At 65.0% G+C, this 26,716-nt stretch carries 18 protein-coding genes; 8 read left to right on the top strand and 10 right to left on the bottom strand.

Annotated elements, in window-relative coordinates; genetic code table 11:
- Positions 1-92: 92 nt before the first annotated feature.
- Positions 93-3,698, bottom strand: a complete 3,606-nt coding sequence (mfd, locus tag AB8M85_RS00670; RefSeq protein ID WP_372696852.1) for a transcription-repair coupling factor — start codon at positions 3,696-3,698, stop codon at positions 93-95.
- A gap of 144 nt (positions 3,699-3,842) precedes the next feature.
- Here mfd and AB8M85_RS00675 point away from each other — a divergent pair, with 144 nt between their 5' ends.
- The 3 genes from AB8M85_RS00675 to nhaA all read left to right on the top strand — a co-directional run bounded on the left by AB8M85_RS00675 (position 3,843) and on the right by nhaA (position 6,235).
- Positions 3,843-4,343: a DUF2505 domain-containing protein gene (locus tag AB8M85_RS00675; protein ID WP_372696853.1), complete on the top strand. Its 501-nt coding sequence runs from the start codon at positions 3,843-3,845 to the stop codon at positions 4,341-4,343.
- Complete coding sequence (locus AB8M85_RS00680) at positions 4,322-4,831, top strand: VanZ family protein (protein ID WP_372696854.1); 510 nt, start codon at positions 4,322-4,324, stop codon at positions 4,829-4,831. Before AB8M85_RS00675 ends, AB8M85_RS00680 begins: the two co-directional genes overlap by 22 nt.
- A 72-nt stretch (positions 4,832-4,903) precedes the next feature.
- Entirely contained in the window at positions 4,904-6,235 is a 1,332-nt protein-coding gene (nhaA, locus tag AB8M85_RS00685) for a Na+/H+ antiporter NhaA (RefSeq protein ID WP_372696855.1), read from the top strand.
- A gap of 6 nt (positions 6,236-6,241) precedes the next feature.
- On the opposite strand, the gene sufU is transcribed toward nhaA, so the two are convergent.
- From sufU to glmU, 6 genes are all read right to left on the bottom strand, one after another.
- Positions 6,242-6,706, bottom strand: coding sequence for a Fe-S cluster assembly sulfur transfer protein SufU (gene sufU, locus AB8M85_RS00690; protein ID WP_372696856.1), 465 nt, complete (start codon positions 6,704-6,706; stop codon positions 6,242-6,244).
- Positions 6,703-8,028, bottom strand: coding sequence for a SufS family cysteine desulfurase (locus AB8M85_RS00695; protein ID WP_372696857.1), 1,326 nt, complete (start codon positions 8,026-8,028; stop codon positions 6,703-6,705). Before AB8M85_RS00695 ends, sufU begins: the two co-directional genes overlap by 4 nt.
- Positions 8,029-8,361: 333 nt before the next feature.
- Positions 8,362-8,943: an aminoacyl-tRNA hydrolase gene (gene pth / locus AB8M85_RS00700; RefSeq protein WP_372696858.1), complete on the bottom strand. Its 582-nt coding sequence runs from the start codon at positions 8,941-8,943 to the stop codon at positions 8,362-8,364.
- A gap of 17 nt (positions 8,944-8,960) precedes the next feature.
- Entirely contained in the window at positions 8,961-9,587 is a 627-nt protein-coding gene (locus AB8M85_RS00705) for a 50S ribosomal protein L25/general stress protein Ctc (RefSeq protein WP_372696859.1), read from the bottom strand.
- A gap of 255 nt (positions 9,588-9,842) precedes the next feature.
- Positions 9,843-10,823, bottom strand: coding sequence for a ribose-phosphate diphosphokinase (locus AB8M85_RS00710; RefSeq protein WP_372696860.1), 981 nt, complete (start codon positions 10,821-10,823; stop codon positions 9,843-9,845).
- Between the two features lie 86 nt (positions 10,824-10,909).
- Positions 10,910-12,364: a bifunctional UDP-N-acetylglucosamine diphosphorylase/glucosamine-1-phosphate N-acetyltransferase GlmU gene (gene glmU, locus AB8M85_RS00715; RefSeq protein ID WP_372696861.1), complete on the bottom strand. Its 1,455-nt coding sequence runs from the start codon at positions 12,362-12,364 to the stop codon at positions 10,910-10,912.
- A 233-nt stretch (positions 12,365-12,597) separates the two neighbouring features.
- Here glmU and AB8M85_RS00720 point away from each other — a divergent pair, with 233 nt between their 5' ends.
- The 3 genes from AB8M85_RS00720 (at position 12,598) to AB8M85_RS00730 (ending at position 19,556) form a co-directional block, all read left to right on the top strand.
- Positions 12,598-13,686 (top strand): Ig-like domain-containing protein, encoded by a 1,089-nt coding sequence (locus tag AB8M85_RS00720; protein WP_372696862.1) that lies wholly within the window; start codon positions 12,598-12,600, stop codon positions 13,684-13,686.
- A 44-nt stretch (positions 13,687-13,730) separates the two neighbouring features.
- Complete coding sequence (locus AB8M85_RS00725) at positions 13,731-14,777, top strand: hypothetical protein (RefSeq protein ID WP_372696863.1); 1,047 nt, start codon at positions 13,731-13,733, stop codon at positions 14,775-14,777.
- 234 nt (positions 14,778-15,011) lie between these two features.
- Entirely contained in the window at positions 15,012-19,556 is a 4,545-nt protein-coding gene (locus tag AB8M85_RS00730; protein ID WP_372696864.1) for a DUF4082 domain-containing protein, read from the top strand.
- Between the two features lie 336 nt (positions 19,557-19,892).
- Here AB8M85_RS00730 and AB8M85_RS00735 read toward each other — a convergent pair whose 3' ends face one another.
- Genes AB8M85_RS00735 through AB8M85_RS00745 form a run of 3 tightly spaced genes read right to left on the bottom strand, consistent with a single transcriptional unit; the run spans position 19,893 to position 22,713 of the window.
- On the bottom strand, positions 19,893-20,864 hold the full coding sequence (locus AB8M85_RS00735; protein ID WP_372696865.1) for a hypothetical protein: 972 nt from the start codon (positions 20,862-20,864) through the stop codon (positions 19,893-19,895).
- 47 nt (positions 20,865-20,911) lie between these two features.
- Positions 20,912-22,213 (bottom strand): MFS transporter, encoded by a 1,302-nt coding sequence (locus AB8M85_RS00740; RefSeq protein ID WP_372696866.1) that lies wholly within the window; start codon positions 22,211-22,213, stop codon positions 20,912-20,914.
- 2 nt (positions 22,214-22,215) lie between these two features.
- Positions 22,216-22,713, bottom strand: coding sequence for a hypothetical protein (locus AB8M85_RS00745; RefSeq protein ID WP_372696867.1), 498 nt, complete (start codon positions 22,711-22,713; stop codon positions 22,216-22,218).
- A gap of 553 nt (positions 22,714-23,266) precedes the next feature.
- Here AB8M85_RS00745 and AB8M85_RS00750 point away from each other — a divergent pair.
- Together AB8M85_RS00750 and AB8M85_RS00755 are read left to right on the top strand one after the other, a co-directional pair.
- Positions 23,267-23,860 carry an acyltransferase gene (locus tag AB8M85_RS00750; protein ID WP_372696868.1) on the top strand — a complete coding sequence of 198 codons (594 nt, stop codon included), beginning with the start codon at positions 23,267-23,269 and terminating at the stop codon, positions 23,858-23,860.
- Between the two features lie 95 nt (positions 23,861-23,955).
- Positions 23,956-26,679, top strand: a complete 2,724-nt coding sequence (locus AB8M85_RS00755; RefSeq protein WP_372696869.1) for a WecB/TagA/CpsF family glycosyltransferase — start codon at positions 23,956-23,958, stop codon at positions 26,677-26,679.
- The last annotated feature ends 37 nt before the right edge of the window (positions 26,680-26,716 follow it).

The following is a 26,716-nucleotide window of genomic DNA, read 5'->3' on the forward strand; positions in this document are numbered from 1 at the left end:
GCACTGGGCGCCCGCGACCGCGGGGTTCCCGGTCTCGACCCGCCCAGATCCGCAACGTAACGCGCATCACAAAACGCGGGCAATCCTCCGCGTCAGTCCTCGAACAGTGCCTTCAGCACGCCCGACGCCCAGGCCAGGATCTCGGCGTCGGCCAGGTCCCGGCCGCCGATTGGCGCGGTCTTCGGCTTGGGGATCAACACGGCGTCCAGGGCCGGCTTGTTCTGCGCGCCCTTGTACATGCGGTTCATGCGCAGCAGCTTCGACTCGGGCAGCTGTGCCGGGGCGAACTTGATGAAGTTGCCCTGCATCGCCACATCCGTCAGGCCGGCCGCCCGCGCCCTGACCCGGAAGCGGGCCACCTCGATGAGGTTCGCCACCGCGGCCGGGGGCTCTCCGTAGCGGTCGACCAGCTCGGCGACGACGGCGTCGATGCCCTCGGCATCGGTCGCCGCGGCCAGCTTGCGGTAGGCCTCCAGGCGGAGCCGCTCCCCCGGCACGTAGTCGTGGGGCAGGTGGGCATTGACCGGCAGCTCGATCTTCATGTCGGCGACCTTCTCCTCGGTCTCGCCCTTGAAGCTGGCCACCGCCTCGCCCACCAGCCGGATGTACAGGTCGAATCCGACGCCGGCAATGTGCCCGGACTGCTCGCCGCCGAGCAGGTTGCCCGCGCCGCGGATCTCGAGGTCCTTCATGGCCAGCTGGAACCCCGAGCCGAGCTCGTTGTGCGCGGCCACGGCCTTCAGCCGCTCGAGGGCGACTTCGCCCAACGGCCGTTCGGCGTCCCAGAGGAAGTAGGCATAGGCCCGGTCGCGCCCGCGGCCCACGCGCCCGCGCAGCTGGTGCAGCTGGCTCAGGCCGTAGTTGTTTGCCCGGTCCACGATCAACGTGTTCGCGTTGGAGATGTCCAGGCCGGTCTCGATGATCGTGGTGGAGACCAGGACGTCGAACTTCTTGTCCCAGAAGTCCACGATGATCTGCTCCAGCTTCGCCTCGCTCATCTTGCCGTGGGCGACCTCCACGCGTGCCTCCGGGACGAGCTCGCGCAGCTGCGCGGCCACCTTGTCGATCGAGGAGACCCGGTTGTGGACGAAGAAGACCTGCCCCTCGCGCATCAGCTCGCGGCGGATCGCCGCGGAGACCTGCTTGTCGGTGTGCGGGCCGACGTAGGTGAGCACCGGGTGGCGCTCCTCCGGCGGCGTCGCCAGCGTGGAGGTCTCGCGGATGCCGGTCAGCGACATCTCCAGGGTGCGCGGGATCGGGGTGGCGGACATGGCCAGCACGTCGACGTTGGTGCGCATCTGCTTCAGCGCCTCCTTGTGCTCGACGCCGAAGCGCTGCTCCTCGTCGACGATCACCAGGCCCAGGTCCTTGAACTCGACCTCCTTGGACAGCAGCCGGTGCGTGCCCACGACCACGTCGATGGAGCCGTTCTTGAGCCCCTCGACGGCGTCCTTGGCCTCCTTGGCGGTCTGGAAGCGCGAGAGCGAGGCGACGCGAACCGGAAAGCCGGAGAACCGGTCGGAGAACGTCTCGACGTGCTGGCGGGCCAGCAAGGTCGTGGGCACCAGCACCGCGACCTGCTTGCCGTCCTGCACCGCCTTGAAGGCCGCCCGCACGGCAATCTCGGTCTTGCCGAAGCCCACGTCGCCGGAGATCAGCCGGTCCATCGGGATCTCGCGCTCCATGTCGGCCTTGACCTCGTTGATGGTGGTCAGCTGGTCCGGGGTCTCGACGAAGGGGAAGGCCTCCTCCAGCTCGGACTGCCACGGGGTGTCCTTCGCGAAGGAGTGCCCGCGTGAGGCCATGCGCGCCGAGTAGAGCCGGATCAGGTCAGCGGCGATCTCCTTGACCGCGCGGCGGGCCTTGGACTTGGTGTTCGACCAGTCGCTGCCGCCCATCTTCGACAGCGAGGGGGTCTCGCCGCCGACGTAGCGGGTGACCTGGTCCAGCTGGTCGGTGGGCACGAACAGCCGATCGCCCGGCGCACCGCGCTTGGAGGGGGCGTATTCGAGCACCAGGTACTCGCGCATGGACCCCGAGGTGCCGCCGACCTTGCGCTGGATCAGCTCGACGAACCGGGCGATGCCGTGCTGCTCGTGCACCACGAAGTCGCCCTCGGTCAGCTGCAGGGGATCCACCGCATTGCGACGGCGGGAGGCCAGTTTGCGTGTGGATTTCGCCGAGTAGGCGCTGGAGCGCCCCAACAGGTCGGCTTCGGTGAGCAACCCGAGCTTCAGGGAGTCGAACACGAAGCCGCGGCCGGCCACCGCCGTCGTGATTTCGATCAGGCCCGCGGTGGGGGTGCCGTCCACGGAGTCGACGCGGTGGCAGGGGATCCCGGCGTCGTGGAAGAGCTCGGCGAGGCGTTGGGCCGGTCCGGGGCCGTCGGTGGCCACGACCACGCGCCAGTCGTCGCGCACGCGGGAGCCGATGAAGTCCATCATCTCGGCGACGTCGCCCTGGTAGCCGCGGGGTTCGCGGGCGGCGACGTTCAGCGAGTCGATGTCCAGTTCCACCTCGCCGTCGCGGGTCAGCGAGGTGATGGACCACCAGCTGACCTGTGAGTCCAGGGCGTTGGAGCGGGTGTCGGCCAGGGTGGAGAAGTTCCCGGCGTCCAGGGCGTCGGTGAGCCCCTCGGCCTGCAGCAGGTCCACGGGGGCGGCGCCGCCGTCGGAGGCGGTGGACCAGGCTGCGGCCAGGAACTCGGCGTTGGTGTCGGCCAGGTCGTGGGCGCGGGACCGCACCCGTTCGGGCTCCATGACCACGGCCACGGAATCGGCCGGCAGCTGCCCCACGAAGGGCACCATGGCGTCCACGAGCACCGGGGCCAGGGACTCCATGCCCTCCACGGCGATGCCGCCGGCGATCTTCTCGAGCATGTCTGCGGCGGCGGGCATGGCGGCCTTGAGTTTGGCCGCGCGGGACATCACCGCCGGGGTGATCAGCAGTTCGCGGCAGGGTGGGGCGTAGAGGACCGTCGGGTCGGCGATCCCGCCCTCGGCCTTGTCCGCCTTGGAGAAGGACCGCTGGTCGGCGACGGCGAACCAGCGCATGGATTCGACCTCGTCGCCGAAGAAGTCGATGCGGATCGGGTGGTCCTCGGTGGGCGGGAAGACGTCCAGGATCCCGCCGCGTACCGCGAATTCGCCCCGGTGGGTGACCATGTCGACGCGGGCGTAGGCGGCCGCGGCCAGTTCCTGCACGACGGCGTCGAAGGCCTTCTCCTCGCCGGCTGCCAACCGCACCGGGGCCAGTTCCCCCAGCCCCTGCACCAGTGGCTGCACGACGGCGCGGATCGGGGCGACGACGACCTTCAGCGGGTCCCCGTCGTGTTCGGGGTGCGCGAGGCGGCGCAGCACGTTCAGTCGGCGGCCCACGGTGTCCGAGCGCGGGGACAACCGCTCGTGCGGGAGCGTTTCCCAGCTGGGGAACTCCTCGACCGCCCCGTCGGGCAGATAGGCCCGCAACGAGCCGGCCAGTTCCTCGGCTTCCCGGCCGGTCGCGGTCACGGCAAGCACCATGCCACCACCGGCTGCCAGCCCGTCGACCACCTCGGTGACCAGTGCGGCGCGCAGTCCGGCGGGAGCGGCGACCTCCAGGTCCTGGCTCCGGTGTTCGAAGTCCTTCGAGGCGTAGGAGCGCACGCGCGCGTAGGACGGATCGGCGGCCAATGCCGCACGGAGGCCAGTGAGGGCCATGGGTTTCCTTCCGGGGAACAGCACGGAGAACAGCACAAAAGCCCGGAGTCCAGAGGACGCCGGGGTTCCTCCAGCCTACCGCCATTCCCGGCGCCACCCCGTAGCATGGACACCGATACCCCGACCTCAAGACCAGGAGACCCCATGGCCCTGAATGCCTCCACCACGCTGCCGCACTCCGCCGATGCCGTCCTCGACGTGCTGACCCGCCGTGACTTCGTCGAGCATGTCAGCCAGCGTGCCGGTGCCACCCTGACGGAGTTCACCGTTTCGGGTCCGGCCGATGGCGCGTTCACGACGACCACCGTGCGCACGATGCCGACCGACCGGTTCCCCGACATGGTCAAGAAGTTCGTCGGTGCGACTCTGAATGTCACCCAGCACGAATCCTGGTCGGCCCCGGCGGCCGATGGGAGCCGCTCGGCCGACATCAGCGTCGACATCGCCGGGGCCCCGGTGAAGGTGAAGGCCGTGCAGAAGCTGGTCGCTGCCGCCGGCAGCACCACGATCGAGCTGACCGGGGACGTCACCTCCTCCATCCCCTTCCTCGGTGGGAAGATCGCCGCCACCGCCGAGCCGTACCTGGCCAAGGCACTGAACCTGCAGGCCGCCGAGGCCAAGAAGTGGCTGGACCAGGCCGCCTGACCTCCGGCGTCCCGGGCGGCGGCCGACCGCTCGCCAGCCGGGTTCCGCCGCGCCAGCGAGTGGCGTTGGTCCTCGTCCCTGCCCTGGTGTACCTGCTCGCCGTGCTGGCGGTCGTGTTCTGGCCGTCCCCCGTGGACCGCCCGATCTCCGGGGGCCTGCACCGGCTGCTGGACATGCTGCACGGCCGTGGCGTGCCGACGTGGTTCGATTACGGCGCGGTCGAATGGCTCGCCAACGTCGCCATGTTCCTGCCGTGGGGCGCCTTTGGAGCGGTCCTGCTGACCCCGCGGCGGTGGTGGCTGGTGCCGGCCGCGGCCCTGCTGGCCAGCACGGCCATCGAGATGGCCCAGTACCTGCTGCTGGACCAGCGCTATGCTTCGGCTGCGGACGTGGCGGCCAACACCCTGGGAGCGGTCCTTGGCGTGCTGTTCTGTGCCGCGACCTTCCCGCTCGTCATCAGTTGTGTTCGGCGCCACCACACGCGGTAGGGTCGTTCGTGGTGAGCCGGGAAGTCTGGTCGGCAATGACAGCAGTGTGCCCACTCGAAGTTGAGGAATCCGATGACCACCCCCGATCCCAAACCTCCCCGCAGCACCATCCTGGGCCGCGGCAGCTACGGCGAGACCTTGCGCATCGGCGAGATCCTGCGCAAGGAAACCATTGGCGGGCTGATCCTCATCGTCGCCGCCGCCGTGGCCATCATCTGGGCGAACAGCCCCTGGGGCCACGCCTACTTCGCCCTGCGGGACTTCCATCTGGCCGTTCCGCTGCCCGGACTGCACCTGGACCTGAGCGTCGGCCACTGGGCCTCGGACGGCCTGCTGGCGGTGTTCTTCTTCCTCACCGGCCTCGAGCTGAAGAAGGAATTCGTCATCGGCGACCTGAAGGACTTCAGTCGCGCGATCGTGCCCGTCACCGCCGCCTTCGGCGGCGTGCTGGTCCCGGCCCTGATCTACGTCGCCTTCAACATCAGCATAGGCGGGTCGACCCTGCATGGCTGGGCCATCCCCACCGCCACCGACATCGCGTTCGCCGTGGCGGTGCTGGCCGTCATCGGTTCCAGCCTGCCTGCGCCGCTGCGTTTGTTCCTGCTGACCTTGGCGGTGGTCGATGACCTCATCGCCATCGTCATCATCGCATTCGTCTACACCGACCACCTGCAGCCGGTGTACCTGGGCCTGTTCCTCATCCCCCTGCTGGTGTTCTTTTTCGTCGCGCAGCGCTTCCAGAGACTCTTTGCCACCCGCCGGTGGGCCGCCTGGGTCGTCCTGCTGCCGCTGGGTCTGATCGCCTGGGCCCTGCTGCACGAATCAGGGGTCCACGCGACGATCGCCGGCGTCCTGCTCGGTTTCGCCGTCCCGGTCCTGCGCCGCGACCATGGCGACGGGACCGGGCTGTCGGAACGGCTCGAACACCGGTTCCGCCCGCTGTCCTCGGGCATCTGTGTGCCGGTCTTCGCGTTCTTCTCCGCCGGTGTAGCGCTGGGCGGTGCCGAGGGCATCGGCAAGGCGTTGACGGACCCGGTGGTCTGGGGCATCGTCGTCGGGCTGGTCCTGGGCAAGCCGATCGGGATCATGGGCTCGACCTATCTGCTCACCCGGACCCGGCATGCCAACCTGGACCCTCTGGTGCGCTGGGGCGACCTGCTCGGAGTGACCCTGGTGGCCGGCATCGGCTTCACCGTCTCGCTGCTGGTCTCCGAGCTCAGTTTCGGCCTGGAATCCCCGCACTACGAACACGCCAAGGTCGCCATCCTGACCGGGTCGCTGCTGGCCGCGATCCTCGGGGCGATCTGGCTGGCCCCGCGGAACCGCTACTACCGCCAGCTGGCGGAGGAGGAGCGCCGGGACGACGACGGGGACGGGATCCCGGACGTGTACGAGCAGGACTAGGTCGTCCTACCCGCGCCCGCCGGAGGTGTCGGCTGCTTCCAGTGCCTGCTCAGCGGCGACCCAGGCCAACATCGCGCACTTCACGCGGGCGGGGAAGCGCGAGACCCCGGCAAAGGCGGCGGCGTCCCCGAGAACCTCCTCGTCGGCGTCCGCACTACCGCGCGAACGCATGACGGCACGGAACTCCGAGGCCAGCCCCCGCAGGGCATCCCGGCTCTCCCCCACGGCGAGCTCGGTCAGCACCGAGGCCGAGGCCATGGAGATCGAGCACCCGTCGCCTTCCCAGCTGATGCGGGTAATCGTCTGGTCGTCGGTTTCCACGCGCAGACGGATCTGGTCGCCGCAGACCGGGTTGTGCTGGTGCGTCTCACCCCATGCGTGGCCGGGCTGCGCATCGACCAGGCCTTCGCCGTGCCGGCGCTTGGCATGGTCGAGGATGATCTGCTGGTACAGCTGTTCCAAGTCGCTCATGCGTCCACCCCGAAGAATCCGCGCACGTCGGCGACTGCCCCCAGGAAGACATCGACGTCGTCGACGGTGTTGTACAGGTAGGTGCTCGCCCGGGTGCTGGCCGTGACCCCGAGGGCCCGGTGCAGCGGCTGGGCGCAGTGGTGGCCGACGCGCACGGCGACGCCGCGGCTGTCGAGGAACTGGCCGACGTCATGGGGGTGGACGCCGGGGATGTCGATGGTTGCGGTACCGATCCGCGGGCCGGCGTCGGGTCCGAGCTGACGGACGCCGGGAATGGAGGCCAGCCCCTCGGCCAGCCGGCGGCCCAGGTTCTCCTCCCAGGCGGCGATGCGCCCCATGCCGACCTCCTCCAGGTAATTGACGGCGGCGGCGAGCGCTACTGCCTGGGAAATGCGCTGGGTACCGGCCTCGAAGCGGGTGGGTGCCTCGAGGTACTCGGCGTTTTCCATGGTCACCCTGGTGATCATGGAGCCGCCGGTGAGGAACGGGGGCATGGCATCGAGCAGTTCGCGCCGGCCGTACAGGGCCCCGATGCCGGTGGGGCCGAGCATCTTGTGCCCGGAGAATGCCATGAAGTCCACGTCCAGGGCCTTGACGTCCACGGGCAGGTGGGGAACGGATTGGCAGCCGTCCAGGACGGTCAGGGCGCCAACCCCGCGGGCCAGCTGCACGAGGGCTCCAACGTCGGCCACGGTACCCAGGACATTTGAAACGTGGGTAAAGGCGACGATGCGGGTGCGGGGGCCCACGAGCTCGCCCGCCAGATCCATCCGGAGGCCGCCCGAGGCGTCGACCGGGATGTATTTCAGCGTGGCTCCGGTGCGGAAGGCCAATTCCTGCCAGGGGATGAGGTTGGCATGGTGTTCCAGCTCGGTCACCAGGATCTCGTCGCCGGGTCCGAGCGCAAATTGGCGCGCTGCCTCGCCGCCACGGCCCGCACTGGCGTTGGAGAACGAATAGGTCAGCAGGTTCAGGGCCTCGGTGGCGTTCGAGGTCCAGACCAGTTCGTCGGGACCGGCCCCCACGAAGCGTGCCACGGTCTCGCGTGACTGCTCGTAGACGTCCGTCGCCTCGACGGCCAAAGCATGGGCGCCGCGGTGGACGGCCGCATTCACCGTCTCGTAGAAATGCTGTTCGGTATCCAGGACGGACTGCGGTTTTTGCGACGTCGCCCCAGAGTCGAGGTAGACCAGTGGCACGGAATTAACGGTGCGTTCCAGCAGGGTGAAGTCCGCTCGCAGGCGGCGCACTTCGGTGTCGTCCAGGGGTGCCAGGGCCGGTTCGGCTGGTTCTGCCCCGCGGGGTCCGGAAATTGTTTCCACGCGCGTCAAGTCCTTGGATCGGGAGTGGTCGTCGGGGCTCGAGCCCCGTGGATTCCGCAACGAATCCATGACCTAATCATGGCACGTCGACCGGTACCGGTTCATGTGAGTCCGGCCTTACCCGGTGCGGGCATCGTGGTAAAACCGCACTTCCCGGGCGGTCGTCTAACGGCAGAAATACCCCCGGGCACAGAAAAAGGGGCCGGTAGCGGGATGGGGGTGGCCCAGTCTCAGAGGCCGCCCGCTACCGGCCCCGCTCAAGGGAGCCGTTAGGCATGGAGCAATGATATGTGAAATTGTTGTCAAACGATAATCCGTGCTGCCCGTCGGGCTTTAGGCGCCGTGGAACTTCTGCTGCGCGACCTGCAGCCCCTCCCGGATCAGCAATTCGGCGGCATCTGCGGCGTCGTCAATGAGGAACGGCAGCTCCTTGCGTTCGACCGTCCCAAAGTCCCGCAGCACGAAATCCGCGGTGTCCATGCGTCCCGGTGGCCGACCGACGCCGACGCGGACGCGGTAGTAGTCCTTGGTCGACAACGCCTTGGAGATGTCGCGCAGCCCGTTGTGTCCGCCTTCGCCTCCACCGATCTTGAGTTTGATCGTGTTGAAGGGGATATCGATTTCGTCATGAATCGCAACAATGTGCGACGGGTCGGCGTCGAAGAAGCGCGCCAGACCTGCGACCGGGCCACCCGAGACATTCATGTATGTCATGGGTTTGGCCAGCACCAGCCGGGGCCCGCCGATGCCCAGGCGGCCTTCGAGGACCTGGGCGTTGGACTTGTGCGACTTGAACGATCCGCCCATCCGTCCAGCGAGCTCGTCGAGGACCATCTGGCCCACGTTGTGTCTGTTGTGGGCGTAGCCGGGCCCGGGGTTTCCGAGCCCGGCTACGATCCAGGTGTTGCTTCCCATCAGGGCAGGTGGTTTCCCTACTCTGCGGAGGCAGCTGCGGCGGGCTTCGCGCCTTCCGCGGCCGGAGCAGCGGCTTCCTCGTCCTCGGAGCCGAGATCCTGGACCTTCGGCTCGTCAACGGTGGCGATGACCGTGTCTGCTTCGATGAGCAGCGCGGCGCCGGCGGGCAGGACGAGGTCCGAGGCGAGGACGTGGTTGCCCACTTCGCGCCCGTCGACGTTCACGGTGACCTGTTCCGGGAGGTTGGTGGCGTCGGCCTCGAGCGAAACGGTGTAGTGGTCGACCTCGAGGATGGCACCCGGCGCGATTTCGCCTTCGATGTGCACGGCCACATCGACGGCGACCTTCTCGCCCTTCTTCACGGTCAGCAGGTCGAGGTGGTCGACCGTCTGGCGCAGCGCGTGGCGCTGGATGTCCTTGACCAGGGCGAGGTGGGTCTGGCCCTCGACGTCGATGGTCAGCAGGGCGTTGGACGTACGGACGGCCAGGGTGGTTTCCTGGGCCGGTAGCAGGATGTGCAGCGGCTCGGCGCCGTGGCCGTAGATGACAGCCGGGATCTTGAATTCGCGGCGGGCGGTGCGGGCGGCGCCCTTGCCGAAGTCGGTGCGGACCTCTGCGGGCAGAACGACCTTGTCGTGGCTCATGGGTATCTCCTGGGTGTTATGGATTGTGCGGTCTGTCCAGACAGATCGGGTCCGGACACCGAACGAAGCCATTCCCGCAGGATGGACGCCGTGGGGCGTTGGGCCTTGTCGATCACGGATTCCGCCCGAATGGGCAGTTCCCTCGCCTGGGCACTGCACACAAGTTTAGCAGCCGGTGGGGGCCGCGCCGACCGGAGACGCCGCAGCCCCCTTCCCGGCTCGGAAAGGGGGCTGCGCATCGGCGTCGTGCCTTTACTAGGCGTTCCCGTCGAACAGGCTGGTGACGGAGCCGTCCTCGAAGACCTCCTTGATCGCCCGGGCGATCAACGGGGCGATCGACAGGACGGTCAGCTGCTTGAAACGCTTGGCGTTCGGGATCGGCAGCGTATCCGTCACGACGACCTCGCGGGCGCCGGACTCGGAGAGGCGCTGCGCCGCCGGATCGGAGAAGACGGCGTGCGTCGCGGCGATGATGACATCCTTTGCACCGGCGTCCTTGAGCACGCGCACGGCCCCGGAGATGGTTCCGCCGGTGTCGATCATGTCATCGATGAGCACACAGGTGCGTCCCTGGACCTGACCGACGACGGTCTTGGAGATGGCCTGGTTCGGGACGGTGAGGTCACGCGACTTGTGCACGAAGGCCAGCGGGGCGCCGCCGAGGCGCTCGGCCCACTGCTCGGCGACGCGGACGCGTCCGGTGTCCGGGGAGACGACGGTGACGTTGTCGGCTTCCACGCGGGTGCGGATGTAGTCGGCCAGCAGCGGGATGGCGAACAGGTGGTCGACCGGGCCGTCGAAGAAGCCCTGGATCTGCGCGGTGTGCAGGTCAACGCTCATGACGCGGTCGGCGCCGGCGGTCTTGTAGAGGTCCGCGACCAAGCGGGCGGAGATCGGCTCGCGGCCGCGGCCCTTCTTGTCCTGGCGGGCGTAGGGGTAGAACGGCGAGACGACGGTGATGCGGCGGGCGGAGGCACGCTTCATGGAGTCGATCATGATCAGCTGTTCCATGAGCCAGTTGTTCAGCGGGGCCGGGTGGGCCTGGATGATGAAGACGTCCTTGCCGCGCACGCTCTCCCCCGAGCGGACGTAGATCTCCCCGTTGGCGAAGTCGTAGGCAGACATGGGCAGGAGCTCGGTGTCGAGTGCCGACGCGATCTCCTCGGCCAGCTCCGGGTGTGCGCGGCCGGATGCCAACACCAGCTTCTTGTCGACGTTGTGGCTCAGTTCGCTCATGTGTTCACTTTCTCACTTGTGAGGGGTTCGTGCGGTCTGGTCGTGGTGGATGGAGCGGTTGGTCGTGTGAGTGAGCGGGCCGTCGGCTAGCCGGCGGTGGGCGTGCTCTTCTCGAGGGCAGATGCGGCGGCCTCGGCGGCCGGGCTACCCGGGCGCTTGGCCGCGGTCCACCCCTCCTTGTTGGCCTGCGGTGCCACGGACAGGGCGAGGGCACCGGCCGGAACGTCCTTGCGGACGATGGCGCCGGCGGCGGTGTATGCCCCGTCGCCGATGGTGACCGGTGCGATGAACACGGTGTTGGAGCTGGTGCGCACGTGCGAGCCGATGGTCGTGCGGTGCTTGTTGACGCCGTCGTAGTTGGCGGTGATGTTGCCGCAGCCGATGTTGGTGTATTCGCCGATCTCGGCGTCACCGGCATAGCCCAGGTGGGAGAGCTTGGAGCCGCGGCCGACCGTGACGTTCTTGGTCTCGTAGAAGGCGCCGATCTTGCCGGCCTCCCCGAGGCGGGTCTTCGCGCGCAGGTAGGCGAAAGGGCCGACCGACGCGCCGGCACCGATCTCCGAGGAGGTGACATCGCTGCGCTTGACCTCGGCGTTCTGGCCCACCCGGGTGTCGACCAGCGTGGTGTCCGGGCCGATGACCGCGCCGGTTCCGATGGCGGTCGAGCCGTGCAGCTGGGTGCCGGGCTTGATGGTGACGTCCGGGGACAAGGCGACGGAGGCGTCGATCCAGGTGGTGTCCGGGTCGATGATGGTCACGCCGGAGCGCATCCACTGCTCGAGGATGCGCCGGTTCATTTCCTTGCCCAGGGCCGAGAGTTGGACGCGGTCGTTGGCCCCCTCGACCTGCCACCTGTCGGTGGTGACCACGGCGGCGACCCGTCCGCCGTCCTTCCGGGCGATGCCCAGCACGTCGGTCAGGTACATCTCGCCCTGTGCGTTGTCGGTGGTGACGCTGGCCAGGGCATTGCGCAGGACCTCGGCATCGAAGGCGTAGATGCCGGAGTTGACCTCGTTGATGGCGCGTTGCTCGGCGGTGGCGTCCTTGTGCTCAACGATGCCCTCGACGGTGCCGTCGGCGGCGCGGACGATGCGCCCGTAGCCGGTCGGGTCGGAAAGCTCCGCGCTGAGGACGGTGACGGCGTTGCCCTCGGATTCGTGGGCCGTCACGAGTTCGCCGATGAGCTCGGTGGTCAGCAGCGGCACGTCGCCGTAGGTGACGACGATGGTGCCCTCGAGGTCCGCCGGGACCTGCTCGAGTCCGACCTGCACGGCACGACCGGTGCCGGGGATCTCGTCCTGGTCGGCGATGGTGATGCCCGGTTCGATGTCCAGCAGATGCTTGACGACGATGTCCCGTTCGAAGCGGACGACGGCGACGAGGCGCTCGGGGCCCAGACCCTTCGCGGCGGCAATCGCGTGGCCGACCATGGAGCGGCCACCGATCTCGTGGAGGATCTTCGGCTTCGCCGATTTCATCCGGGTCCCTGCCCCTGCTGCGAGGACGATGACGGCGGCCGGTGTGGTGGCTTCCACGCTCAAGTTGTGAACTCCCTGCGGTCTTGGTGGTTCGGTCCCGGCGCACGGCCGGGCCACGCCAGTCTACCGCCTTGGGTTGGCGGTCCCACGACGAGACGTCGCGCCGCCCCCAACGCAGCAGTGACCAACTCGTCATACTCGTTATTTGCTTGGATCGCCTTGCCTCCCCCTCTGCGGCAAAGAAACGCATCTACTGTGAACGACAAGAGGTTCTGGGGATCTTGGGGGAAATGCACATGAGTATGTTGAACAGGGAACGACGGGTGTCACGTCGTTGGTTCCGCATGGCGGCGGCCGTCGTCACGTGCGCAGCGCTGCTCATAACCGGCGGGGCGGCATTCATGGTCCTGCGACCGGCCTCGGCGGCCGTGGAGGTGGTTTCCCATTTCCCCTCCGACGGCACCCGTAAAGCGCCGCCCACCATCAAGATTATGTCCTCGTTTTCACAACCCCTAGAGGGTGCTGCAGAGCAGTTGGACATCGTCGTCACCGACAGCACCGGGGTATCGGTCCCGGGTTCGCTCCGGTTCAACGGTGCCCTAGACACGGCGACCCTCCAACCCACGGACCGGCTCAAGCCGGGCGCGTACACTGTCGAGGTCAAGCTGCCGGACTCCAGCGGAACAGAAAAGATGCTGGACAGCTGGAGATTCCAGGTCAAGCAGCCTGTTGATCTGGTCAACGGAAACGGCGGTTCCGTTCTACTGGTAGCAGATCCCGGAACACGTGATTCCTACCTGGCGGAGATCCTCAGAGCGGAGGGTCTAAACAGCTTCGATACGGTGGCACCGGAATTGGTCACCGCCGATGTCCTTGAGCGGCACTCGGTCGCCATCATCGGCGCCCATAGCGGCAGCGACGAACTCGCTGACCAGCTCCAGGGGTGGGTGCGCGACGGTGGTGATGCCGTCTTCATGCGTCCACGTGGCCGCCTCGCCACCCTTGCCGGTCTGAAGGCCACCGGACAGCGGTTTACCGATGACTACCTCAAAGTGGATACGTCCCGGGTCCCCGGTAGGGGCATCACCGGGGAGACCATGCAATTCCACGGGACAGCAACCGGATATGACGTGTCGCCGGGCACCGAGGTGGTCGCTTCGTTGTTCGCCACTGCCAACCGCCGCACCGCACTTCCCGCAGTCACCCTGCGGGACGCCGCTGATCTACACGGTCACGTGGCAGCATTCAGCTACGACCTGGCCACATCGGTGATGTATAGCCGCCAGGGGAACCCGGAATGGTCGGGTGAGGAGCGTGATGGGATCCCCCCCCGATCCGACCCGACGATCTCTTCCGAGGCACTGACGGCGCAGCCGACTACCTAGACCTCGACAAGATCGGCATCCCCCAAGCGGACGAGCAAATGAGGTTGCTCACCAACATCATCGAGCAACTGCACCAAGATGCCGCTCCACTCCCACGGTTCTGGTACCTACCCCACGGAGCCAATGTCGCCCTACTGATGGCGTCCGACGACCACGCAACCGGCGACGGCACCAAGTCGTCGTTCGAGCATATGCTCACACTCGATCCGGCCGACTGCAGCGTCCGACTGTGGGAATGCCCCCGGGCGACCTCCTGGATCTATCCTTCATCACCGATGACCGACGGCGAAGCCGCGGAATTCTTCGACGACGGTTTCGACATGGGCGCGCACGTCACCACGCAGTGCCAGAACTGGACGCCGGCCTCCCTCGACGTCTCCTTTGCCCGATCGCTCTCCGCCTTTCGTGAGAAGTACCCTTCCTTGCCCGAGCAAGTGGGCAGCCGCCTTCACTGCATTGCCTGGAGCGACTGGACCTCCCAGCCCCACGTGGAGCGCAGCTGGGGAATTCGGTTGGACATGAACTACTACAACTGGCCGCCGACCTGGATCCAGGGCCGCCCCGGCTACATGACGGGGTCGGCTCTCCCCATGCGCTTCGGATCTGACGACGGGCAACTCATCAACGTCTTCCAACAGGAAACCCACCTCGTCAACGAAACCTGGAACGGTTCGACCGAGGGCATCGAAAAGCTGATCTCTGCCGCCAACGGAACCGAGGGCTATTTCGGTGTCCTTGGGACCCACTACGACTACAGTGATTCGTTCGACCGTCAGCTAATGGATGCAGCAATGAAACACGACGTGCCCATGATCTCCGCTCGACAGCTGCTCGACTTCACCGACGGCCGCAACGAGTCAACCATCAGCGGGCTCCACGCCGTGGCCGGTTCCGTGAACTTCACCGTGGACCCGGATCCCCGGGTAGCAGGCATGCTCCAGACGATGCTCCCCGTCCAATCAGCGACGGGTACCTTGGCCGCACTTCACCGGGGCGGCCAGGACGTGGATTTCACAGTACGGACGATCAAGGGTATCGACTATGCCTTCTTTGACGCGGATGCAGGGGCGTACACCGCCGAATACCATTAAGGTCACGCAGCGCGGTCATACCCGTTAATTGCTTGGATTGGCGCTCCTCTCTACCCCTGAAGAATCGGCCGGAATACGCTGAAGCGGGAAACCCGTCATGGGCTTTCCACGTCGGCGCCGACCGTCGGCTAAGGCCTAGGAAATTCGAGGGGCAACGTGTCTTCCACGAAGGATTTCACCAGCAAACGTCACAGCACGCCCCCTCGGTGGCATCACCGCCTCGGGACAGTCCTGATGGCCGTCGCAACGCTCGTCGTCCCGGTAGTCGTCGTGCCCGGGTCTGCGGCTGCGACCCCGTGCGGACCCGATGAGAACCCCATCGTGTGCGAAAACTCCAAGCCGGGATCTCCTTGGCAGGAGTGGGAAGTCATCGGAGCCGGCGATGAGTCGATTCAGGGTTTCGCCACCGACATCAGCGTCGACGTGGGCGGAAAGATCGACTTCAAGATCGACACGGACGCCTCGGCGTACTCCATCGACATCTACCGGACCGGCTGGTACCAAGGCCTCGGCGCACGCAAGATTGCCTCCGTGACGCCAAGTGCCACCCTGCCGCAAACGCAGCCCGAATGCCTCCAGGACGTGTCGACCGAACTGACCGACTGCGGGACGTGGGCGGTATCCGCCTCATGGAATGTGCCCGACGACGCCGTATCCGGTGTCTACATCGCCAAGCTCACCCGCAAGGACAACGGAGACGACAGCCACATCACCTTCATCGTCCGCGATGAGTCGAGCCACTCCGACATCTTGTTCCAGACCTCGGACCCTACATGGCACGCCTATAACACCTATGGTGGTTCCGACTTCTATTCTGGTGCGGCCAATGGACGCGCATACAAAATCAGCTACAACCGCCCCTTCGCCACTAGGGCCGGCATTGAAGCCCGCGACTTCTACTTCGGCGCGGAATACCCGATGGTCCGGTTCCTCGAACGCAATGGATACGATGTCAGCTACTTTTCCGGCGTCGATACGGACCGATATGGCTCCCTCCTGACCAACCACAAGACGTTCCTCTCGGTCGGACACGACGAGTACTGGTCCGGCAACCAGCGCAAGAACGTGGAAGCCGCGCGTGATTCCGGCGTCAACCTACAATTTCTTTCCGGAAACGAGGTCTATTGGCGCACCCGCTATGAGCCGTCGTCCACCGGTGGCAACGACTACCGCACGCTGGTCAGCTACAAGGAAACTTGGGCGAACGCCAAGATCGATCCCGAGGATGAGTGGACGGGAACTTGGCGTGACCCACGCTTCGCCTCCCCGGACGATGGGGCTGGCCTTCCCGAGAACGGACTCACCGGCACCGCCTACGTCGTGAACAATGGGGACCTACCCGTGACCGTTAACGCTCGGGAAGGCAAAATGCGATTGTGGCAGCATACTCCACTGGAAGATCTTGCCGCCGGTCAAAAAGTAGCTCTCGCCCCTCATACTGTCGGATATGAGTCCGATGAACCGCTCGAAAACGGCTTCCGACCGCCGGGGCTGGTCAATTTGTCGACGACTACCGGCGACGTACCCGAGTATTTGCAGGACTTCGGCAATGTAGTGGCCGCAGGCACTACGACGCACCACGTCACGTTGTACAAGGCCGCCAGCGGGGCACTCGTATTCTCTGCTGGCAGCGTCCAGTGGACCTGGGGCTTGGACGAATGGCACGACGGCGACGGAGCGCCAGCAGATCCCCGGATGCAACAAGCCGAGGTAAACCTCCTTGCCGACATGGGAGCCCAGCCCTCGACGCTCATGGACGGACTCGTCGCAGCACAGGCCTCCACGGACAAGACTGCGCCCACCGTAGCCATCACTTCCTCCCCATCAGGAACAGTCGCCAATGGCGACACTATTACCATTAGGGGGACGGCTCGCGACGCGGCCGGGCAAGTCGCTGGCGTTGAATTTTCCACCGACGGGGGTGCCAATTGGAAACCGGCGGCAGGCACCACGACGTGGAACTTCAGCACCATCCAACACGGTTCCGGTGATGCTTCACTTCTCGTTCGGGGCATCGACGATTCCGGAAACTACTCCAGCACGGGGACCGTGGTCCCCATCAATGTCAAGGGTCCGTACAGCGCACTCGGTTCGGCCGTGCCCGGCCAGATCGATTCGGGTGACGGATCTGCCGTCGAATTGGGATTGCGCTTCAACCCTACGACGGATGGATATATCACGGGCGTGAGGTTCTACAAGAGCAAGGCCAACACGGGAACCCACACGGGGACACTCTGGTCGGTCGACGGCCAACGGCTGGCGACCGTGACCTTCACCCAGGAGTCGACGGAAGGTTGGCAGAGCGCGAAGTTCGACCAGCCAGTCGAGGCGACCGCCGGCACGGAGTACGTGGTTTCCTACTTCGCCCCTAATGGGCACTACTCCGCGGATCTTGAATACTTCGCCTACCGTGGCGTGAATGCCCCTCCCCTCCATGTTGGCGGTGGCTTCGAGGCACCGGAATCCGGCTTGTACTGGAGTGGTGGCGGTTTCCCGCAGAGCTCCTATCTACGTTCCAATTACTATGTCGACGCTATTTTCGAGACTTCGGATGCAATACCGCTCTCGGCGGCCAAGCCGACTCCGTCGGACACCGCCCACAGCGTCCCGGTGACCACTCCCATCAGCGCTGTGCTGTCGAAGCCGGTGACCGCTTCCAGCGTCAGGATCAAACTCAGCGACGCCGACGGCGAAACGGTTCCCGGCACGACGACGTACGATCCGGACACCCGAACCGCTACCTTTACCCCAGGCTCCCCACTCGCCCAAGGTACGGAATACACGGCTCAATTGACGGCGCTAGACCAAGCTGGCAACGGCGTCCAACGAGGCGGTACTTGGGGATTCCGAACCGTCATGGCACCGGTTGACCCATCCGTGTGCCCGTGCGGCCTGTACCAGGACGCTACCGTTCCCGCTATCGACAGCATCAAGGACGGAACCCCTGTCACGCTCGCAACACGCTTCTCGAGCAGCGTCGGCGGCACCGTGACCGGACTCAAGTTCTACCGGAGTCCTGGCGAGACCGGCCCCCATCCCGGCTGGCTCTACACCGCTTCCGGCGAAGTCCTCTCCGAAGTCCAGTTCCCTGACGATTCCGTCTCCGGCTGGCAGTACGCGGAATTCGACCATCCCGTCGCCATCAAGCCCGGCGTCGAATACATCGCCGCGTACCGCAGCAACGGGACCTATCCGGCCATTCCAGGCGCTTTCTCGACAGACACAGTCAGCGGCCCTCTGCGGACAAGTTTCGCGGCTGGTTCCTTCACTTACGGCAACGGATTCCCCGACGGACAAGTAACTTCCAGCTATCTGGTAGACGTCCGTTTCGTCGAGGACGCGCCGCCTGTCACGGTGTCAGAGCGTCAGCCCGCTGCGGGAGCCGACGGTGTGAATCAGCAGGCGCCAATTTCCGCTACCTTCTCGGAGCCTCTCAAGTCCGGGGCTGTTCTGACGGTGTCTGGGCCGGATGGCATCGTGGACGGAACAACGGCAGTATCCGGCGACAGCAAAACGCTGACCTTCACCCCATCGGATGCCCTCGGCGACGGCAACGTCTATACCGTTGCCCCCCAGAACGTCTCCGGAGTCGACTCGGGTCCGGCGGAGATCGCGCCCTGGACGTTCCGGACGGCTGGTCAGGGACAGACTCTGAGCTCATTCCTGGGCGAAGAGACCACCCCCGCGCAGACCGATCCTCAAGACAACGCACCAGTCGAACTGGGGCTGCAGTTGTCCACCTCCAAGACAGTCGAGATTCACGCAATCCGCTACTACCGGGGACCGCTGGGGACAGGAAAGCACACCGGGACGATCTGGGGGTCCAACGGGGAGCGCCTGGCCACGGTCACTTTCGGGACCGGTACAACGACCGGATGGCAGACAGCATTCCTGAGCCAACCGGTCACCATTGAAGCCGGCAGCACCTTCGCGGTCTCGTACTTCGCACCAAGCGGCGGGTATGTGTTCACCGGCGGCGATTTCGCCTCGGGGCACGTTTCGGGCCCGTTGGGTCTTGAGTCGTCCAATGGCCGCTTCGTCTACGGGCCCGAGGGAGGCCTTCCCACGGGAACCTGGAACAACTCGAACTACTTTGCCGACTTCTTGTATTCGATCCCCACTTCGGCGTCCGAGCAGCCGACGAGCCCCGCTGCTTCGCCTTCCGGAGGGCCGAGTGAAACGTCATCGCCAACTCCGACAGAATCTCCGACCTCGCCTGCTCCGTCCGTTTCGACGTCCGCTAGCGCTGCGCCCACGCCAACCCCTAGTGCGTCCGTCAGCTTCCCCGACGGAGTGTCGTGGTTGTTCGATCACACCGGAGGGGCTCCGAAGGACTCCTCCTATTCAGGGGAGACGGACGCCGTTGAGCTGGGTCTCCAGCTCGAGGTGAGCCAACCAATCACCGCGTACGGCATCGCCTTCGACAAGTCACCACAGAACGCCGGGACGCATCGTGGCTACATCTACTCCAGCAGCGGGGAAGTCGTGGCGACGGCCGACTTCACATCAGAATCCGCTTCTGGTTGGCAAGGTGCGTTGTTCGACGATCCGGTCCCCCTTGGCCCGGGAACCTATACGGTTAGCTACTACGCCCCGCACGGCAGTTATACCTGGGCCGAATCGACCGATTTCGGATCCGTGGCGATCGGACCAGTCGCCGCCACGTCGACGAACGGACGATATCGCTATGGTGCAGCGGGAGGCACGGTTCCCACTTCCACCTGGAAATCGACAAACTATTTCGTCGATTTGGCCTTCATTCCGGACGAAACTGGCTAGTTGCCCGGATCCCCTGGGGAACCATCCCTGGCAAATCTGCAACCCGATCCGTCACCGCAACACGCATGGATCGTACGAGCTGCTGCCGGGAACGCGGGCCGCCCTCAGCCGACCCGTGTGGTCCGCCGAGGCGAGACGCGAGTGGACGAGCATCGCGGCTCAACATCTGGATGACGGCGGCGGCCCGTGCGTCGCCAGTTCCTCGCGAAGCCTGTGGCACGTGGTCGCCAGGCAATTCAACGTCATGCGTTATCTCGATCGTCGTTGCCGTCGATCACGATGAATCCCTCGGTCGGGAAGCGTCACCGGGCCATCAGTCGCAACTCCTCAGTAAGGTCAGCGCTCGACAGATGGAGACCATGCGTGTTCTATGAAGAGCCGTGGCTTCGCGTTTGCCACTGGACTGAGGGAGAGAATGTCGCTGTCGCCAACTGCCCCTTCCCGTGGCTCCCCGAACAGCATCGTGTCATTGTCCAGCCACTCGATCTGGTCGTCCATGCTTCGTTCAAGAGGTATTTGGGTTTCATCGCCCGAGGCCAAATCAAGTACCGCGATATCCCAATGAACGGCACCCACCCCAGCTCGCCGCTTCTTAAAGGCGACGCGGGTACCGTCAGGCGAAATCGATGGGCATTCGGCATTCTCCACCACTGACGTCAGTGTCTTGTCCTGCAGGCTGCCTGACACCAGCCAGGTCTTCCCGCCGGAAGCCACCGTCGCAAAAAACGCATCGTCGGAGGCAAAGGTCACGCCCCACACGTTGCGATCGACGGCAGTCAATTCCGATCCGTTGATGAGCATGCGAAAATTCTCCAGATTCCCATAATCCCGTCCATCCGTACCACGGATAGTGGTCTCCGTCGAGAATGAATTCGTTGCGTAGGAATGTCCCGTGACGAAAGCCGTCGTTGCCACGAGCCCGTCGTTGGATATGCGTGTGCGACTGGGGATTCCCGGCAATGACCAGACCTGGATCTGGCGACCCGCCGAATCAAGAATCTGGGTTTCGAAGGTTGTCGGTCTGCCCCTGATGATGCGCATGCACGAGACCAGACCTTCGGCGGCATACACACGATCGCAGGCCACGTCGCCCAGGCCTCGTGGACCATGGGGGTCGTCCAGAGGAACGGCTGCAATCTTCCCGTACCCCTCGCCGGACGCGGTGTTCCGGAAAACGATCCGGCTGCCACTGGGCAATTGTTCCGTCACGGACGCCGCGGAAACACCCGAGCTCCGGTCCTGATATCGCTGGTATGCCTGCAGGGCATAGATCACCGAACCACCCAGCGCAATGGCGGCGACGGCCACCAGTGCAATCCATCGCACACGACGCGTGGACCACTGCGTCCGACCCGTCACGGTGCTGCCCTGTCCACGGGCTGGGTGATTCGTTTCGAGATCACTCGCCAGGCGACCGGAACTAAGAGTGTCATCATGACGGCCGCACCGATCATGACTGGCCCTGCACCGAACAGGAACCAGAGGAAGCCAAAGCCGGTGGAGGCTATCAGCCTTGTCACTGCCACCACGGTTTGGGCCGATGCGATTCCGGTTGAGGTGGCTCCTTCCGGGGAGATCTGACCGGCGAGTGCAGCAAGTACTCCGTCTGTCGCTGCGTAGAAGGCCCCCAGCAACACCAGGCACAGCAGCACGGTGGGGATCGAACCATCCAGGCCTGCACATAGGTAGGATGCAGCCAATGCCAAGTGTCCGACGATAAAAACTCCGGCACGTGACGTCCGGTCGGCGAGCCGCCCCAGAGGTATGGCCAGGGTCAGGAAGACCGCATTTGAACCGACGAACAGCAGAGGGAACCAATAGGTCGGGAGGTGTCCGTGGTCCATGAGCGCTAGGTACACGAACCCATCGCCGACTGTCACGAGGCCCAGGAGACCTGCGGCGAACAGGACGTAGCGTAGTCTCCCCTTGACGACGTCACGGAACCGCACCGAGGGTCGGGCAGCCAGGCCGATTTTCGATTCCGACGGCGCCCCTGCCGTTTCGACGACGGGACGGCGCAGTCGAAGGTTGGGAACGATGAGTCCCAATACGGCTACACCCAGAATTGCTGCTGCCAGAGATACCACGAAAACGACCCGGTAGCCGTCGGGGACGAGCAACAGGACAACGAAAGCCAGGAACGGCCCGATAGTTGCGCCGATTGTGTCCAGCATGCGGTGTATCCCGAACGAACGCGCCAAATGTTCCGGTTGGGATGAGGACTGGATCATGGCGTCGCGTGGAGCGGTCCGAATGCCCTTGCCGATGCGGTCGGCACCGATGATGGCCGTGATACCAGCGAAGCCCTGCGCGAATAGCAGGCCAATCCGGGCGACCATGGAGAGCCCGTAGCCGACCACGGCGACCGGCTTGGGCCGGTTCGTACGATCCGCCGTATATCCAGCCGCTATGCGCACGATGGCGCTCGTCCCCTGGTTCAGCCCGTCAAGGAAGCCATAGGCCACCATGGACAGGCCGAGGGCGCCGGTGATGTACAGGGGAAGAATGGCGGCAACTGACTCCGATGATATGTCGGTCAGCATGCTGACGATGCCGAGAGCGATAACCGTTGGAGAAGCCTTGAAGGCTACGGTGGCTGCGGGATGGGCTCCTGCAGCCTGACGCCGCGCTGTCCAGTCGGACAAGCTGAGGTACACGCCTAGTCCCCCACCTTGAAGGTGCCTGCGACCGTGAGGGCAGTTTGCCCGGTGGGCAACTGCCGAACGGTCGCCACGACGGCGTCTTGTCCGTAGGTGCCCCGGAGGGTGGTCGTGAGATCAGCGGGGGTGGAACGTGTTACGGTCCAGCCCCTGGCCGCGAAGTCGCGGTTGAAGAATGCCAAGATCGACGCGGAAGATGATTTCGACCGCCCATCGACGCCGACGAGTACCCGGGTGCCTTGGGCGGCCACGGATGACGACGTTATCTTGAGATGGGGAGGCACGGGCACTGCCTTCTTGGGGAAGCTCGAGGTCAGTTTTCCCTTGGCCACGCCGTTCTTGGGGGCGACGGAAAGAGTCGGCCTTTTCACCTTGGATTTGGGCAGCGTCTTGTGCGTTCCTGGTGTGGCGGTTGGCATCTCCAGGCCAGCAGTCTCTGATGCCGCAGGTTGCGGATTCCAGGAGGGGCGGGTGGCCTTGGCCGCTCGATCGTCCATAACGGCAGGCGATGAAGCTTTCGGCTCACTCCCCGCTGCGCTCGACCGGGCAGGCTCCGTTTTCGCTGGCAGTCGAGCTTCTACTTTTCCGCTGCCGTCGGGCAAGGCGCTTGTGCCACCCACCGATGAAGCACTTCCACCACTCGGCGAAATGGATTGGTCCCCGTCGGCGGTTGGGCGGCCCAGGAGCCCGGAATCCAATGACCACGCGACTCCGGTCAGCAGCAGTGCAACGGCCACGACTGCCGCTACCAAGTATTTCGACTTCATTTGCTCCCCCGGGGATTTGGCACGCAACCTCCGAAGCGGTTGTGCTAGACCAAGCATATGGCGCGGTATTTCATGCCAAAAGGGTGGTCTCCACGCGCCGCGACACTTGCACCAGACGCTTCCCCATCTAGGGACACTCGTTTATCACGCGCTTCACTCGCTCCTCGTTGAGACACATGGCAACTTCCCCTAGTCTCGGCGGCACAAGGGCATTGCAAATTGGGCGGCCGGGCACATACGGAAACCCCCAACGAGACGCCTCTTGCCAATATTTGGGGGGACGATGGTGAACTACCTTAGTGAGGCCAGTGCTGATGTGGCCACGAATGCCGTCGTGGGCGACGGGGCGCACATTTGGCACTTGGCGCAAATCCGCGAGGGCGCGGTCGTCGGCGCAGGATGCAACATCGGCCGCGGAGCCTACATTGGACCGGACGTGGAGCTCGGGGCCAACTGCAAGATCCAAAATTACGCCCTCGTGTACGAGCCGGCCCGACTCGGAAATGGCGTGTTCGTCGGTCCTGCCGCCGTCCTGACCAATGACCAATTTCCTCGGGCCATCAACGTCGACGGCACCTTGAAGAACAATGAGGATTGGGAACAGGTCGGCGTGGTCATTGACGAAGGAGCCTCTATCGGTGCACGGGCTGTGTGCATCGCACCCGTGAAAATCGGCGCCTGGGCAACGGTTGCCGCTGGGGCAGTGGTCACCCGTGATGTACCGCCATATGCGGTGGTCGCCGGGGTGCCAGCGCGACGCCGAGGCTGGGTCGGAGAAGCGGGGCACCCTCTGCGATCAGACGGCGATGGGACCTGGACATGTCCGGCGACGGGCCGCCGTTACGTCGAATCAGGCGACGACTTGGAACCGGTCTAGCAGGCCCATTTCCAGAGGATTCTGGCACACAGGTGCCGCCCATCTTCTAACCACATCAGACGCGCCCGCCATTTGTTCCGAAAAAGGAATTGGACATGACCCCCGAATACCAACGAGTCAATCTCGCAGACGTCGTCGTCGATCTCTTCGATGAAAATGGTGCAGTCGAGCGCATCATCGGCCACACGCAGACGATCTCCGGGGTGGATGGTGGAGAGGTGGTCCCCTTGTCCGTCGTCTCGGCTAATCTCGACCACATCGCCCAGTTCGGTCGAGGGGGCCGGTGGCACCAGACCCTCGGGGACTCCATGCGGCCGACCGTCCAAGCCACCGATGGGGTTGATGGGGCGGTTATGGAAACGATGCGCATGGATTGGCTCATTCTCTTGGATGGGGCACCCTTGGTCGCCCAGGCGAATCGGCTGACCGGACGCAGTTGGCCCCGGCTTGCCGGCAGTGACCTGATCGGTCCGGTCCTGGACGCGGCGGAGGCATCGGGTGCAACAGTGGGATTCCTCGGCGGCTCATACATCATCCAACGTCTGCTTTCCCGCCGATTGACCAAAACGCGCCCCAACCTGAAGTTCGCCGGGTTGTGGTCCCCTGACCGGGAAACACTGGCCGACGATGCCAAATCCCGGGAACTGGCCCAGACGATCCGGGACGCCGGAGTCCAGATTTTGGTAGTCGGATTGGGCAAGCCACGGCAGGAGCTCTGGATGGCCAAGTACGGCAACGCCACCGGGGCACAAGTTCTACTCGCGTTCGGGGCCGTGGTGGACTTCCTGGCCGGCGCCATTCAGCGAGCACCAGAGTGGGCCAGCGCCCATGGCCTCGAGTGGGCTTGGCGGCTTGCCTTGGAACCGCGGCGACTAGCCCGTCGTTATCTAGTGGACGATCCGCCCAGCCTGCTCCAGCTTCGGCGGAACAGCAGCTTGGAATCCTCTCAAGCCAGCTCCGCAGTGCCTTCCCTTCCGAGGGTCAATGGCCTGGTAGGGCACGAATCCGGGGCATTCGTCCCGGAGCACGAGCACGCGGACGTCGTGGTCTACATTGTCACCTACAACAGCGAGGACTCGCTGCACGCACTGATGGACAGCCTGCGCCACGAAGCCCGATTCCTGCGCCTGCGTGTCATCGTGGCGGATAACGACTCGGTCGACGGAACCCTGGGGGCGTTGGCCACCTATCCTGACGCCTACACGTTGTCCACCGGCGGAAACCTCGGGTATGCCCACGGCATCAACGCCGCACGGCGCGTCTCTGGCAACAGCAGCGCCGTGCTCATCCTCAATCCAGATTTGGCGGTTCTACCAGGCGCCATTCGAACTCTTCTCCGACGGCTCCTCGTTACGGGCACGGGGCTCGCGGTACCCAAGCTGCTCGAATCGGATGGCACGATCTACCCATCGCTGAGGCGCGAACCGACGGTGGCAACTGCCTTCGGTGATGCGTTCTTCGGCGCAAAATGGCCGACTCGCCCTGGTTGGCTCGCGGAAACCGACTACGCGCCAGAAAGCTACCAGCACGCTCACCACGTCGACTGGGCATCCGGAGCGGCCATCATGATCCGGTCCGAATTGGCCGAACAGCTCGGGGAATGGGACGCACAGTTCTTCCTTTATTCGGAAGAAGTCGACTACTTTCGTCGGGCACGTGAGTCTGGCGTGGCGGCATGGTACGAGCCAGCGGCCGTAATGACTCATCACGGGGGCGGCTCGGGGGTGTCAGCGCAGTTGAATACCCTCTTGGCGGTGAACCGCATCCGGTACATCCGCAAGTATCACGATGACAGATATGCCAGGTGGTTCCGCAGGGGTGTGGCATTGACAGAAGCCCTTCGGTTCTACAAGCCCACACGGCTGCAGATTTTGCGCTCCATCATGGACGAAGCCAGCTGGGATGCACTTCCCGGGCCTACAGCTGCGCAGCGATTGGACCGGGTTCTCCGCAATTTCCCAGAGGGTACAGTCATCATTCCTGCACACAATGAAGCGGCCGTGATTGGCCGTACGCTGGCCGCCTTATCGCCGGTCCTGACAACGGGCCGTGTCGAGGTAATAGTGGCCTGCAACGGATGTGTTGACGAGACGGTAACCATCGCGAAGGCCTTCGACGGAGTCCGAGTCATCGAGGTTGCGACCGCTTCCAAGATCGCAGCACTCAACGCCGCCGACGCCGTGGCCACAGCGTGGCCGCGGCTCTATCTCGATGCCGACATAGGCATTAGCCCAACAGCACTTCGAATGGTCCTGGACCGCTTGGGGCGCGGAGATGTTTTGGCTGCACGGCCGGCTTTCCGGTACGACGATACGGGTGCTTCGTGGCCTGTCAAGGCCTTCTACCGGGCCCGCCGTCGGATGCCCACGACGAATCGTGCGCTGTGGGGGGCAGGTGCCTACGCGCTTAGCGAGGCCGGGCACCAACGCATACCGCAGTTTCCCGATGTGACCGCAGACGACCTCTACGTAGACGGGCTATACACGAGCTCCGAAAAGGCCATCTTGCACACTCCGCCCGTGAACGTCGTGACTCCTCGGGACCGTCGATCCCTGCTGGCCATCCTGCGCCGTAATTACCGGGGGCAAGCCGAACTGGCGGCCCCTGATCGAGCAGCTCAAGTCCCTGCCCCGACACCAGTGAGCTCCACGCGGCAGTCCTTTCGTGAACTACTGGGCTCGATCAGTAGTCCGCGTAGCGCCGCGGACGCCGTCGTCTACGCAGCATTTGTCGCGGCTGCCCGGCTCAAGCGTCGGCGCAAGCCCCCTTCGGGGACAGGATCGATGTGGGAACGTGACAACAGCAGCCGGAACGTATAGACCGCACAGAATTCACCGGCTTCCGTGGCCACGGTTT

It is taken from the genome of Arthrobacter sp. JSM 101049 (genome assembly GCF_041679245.1).
In the GTDB taxonomy this organism is placed as follows: Bacteria; Actinomycetota; Actinomycetes; order Actinomycetales; family Micrococcaceae; genus Arthrobacter_H.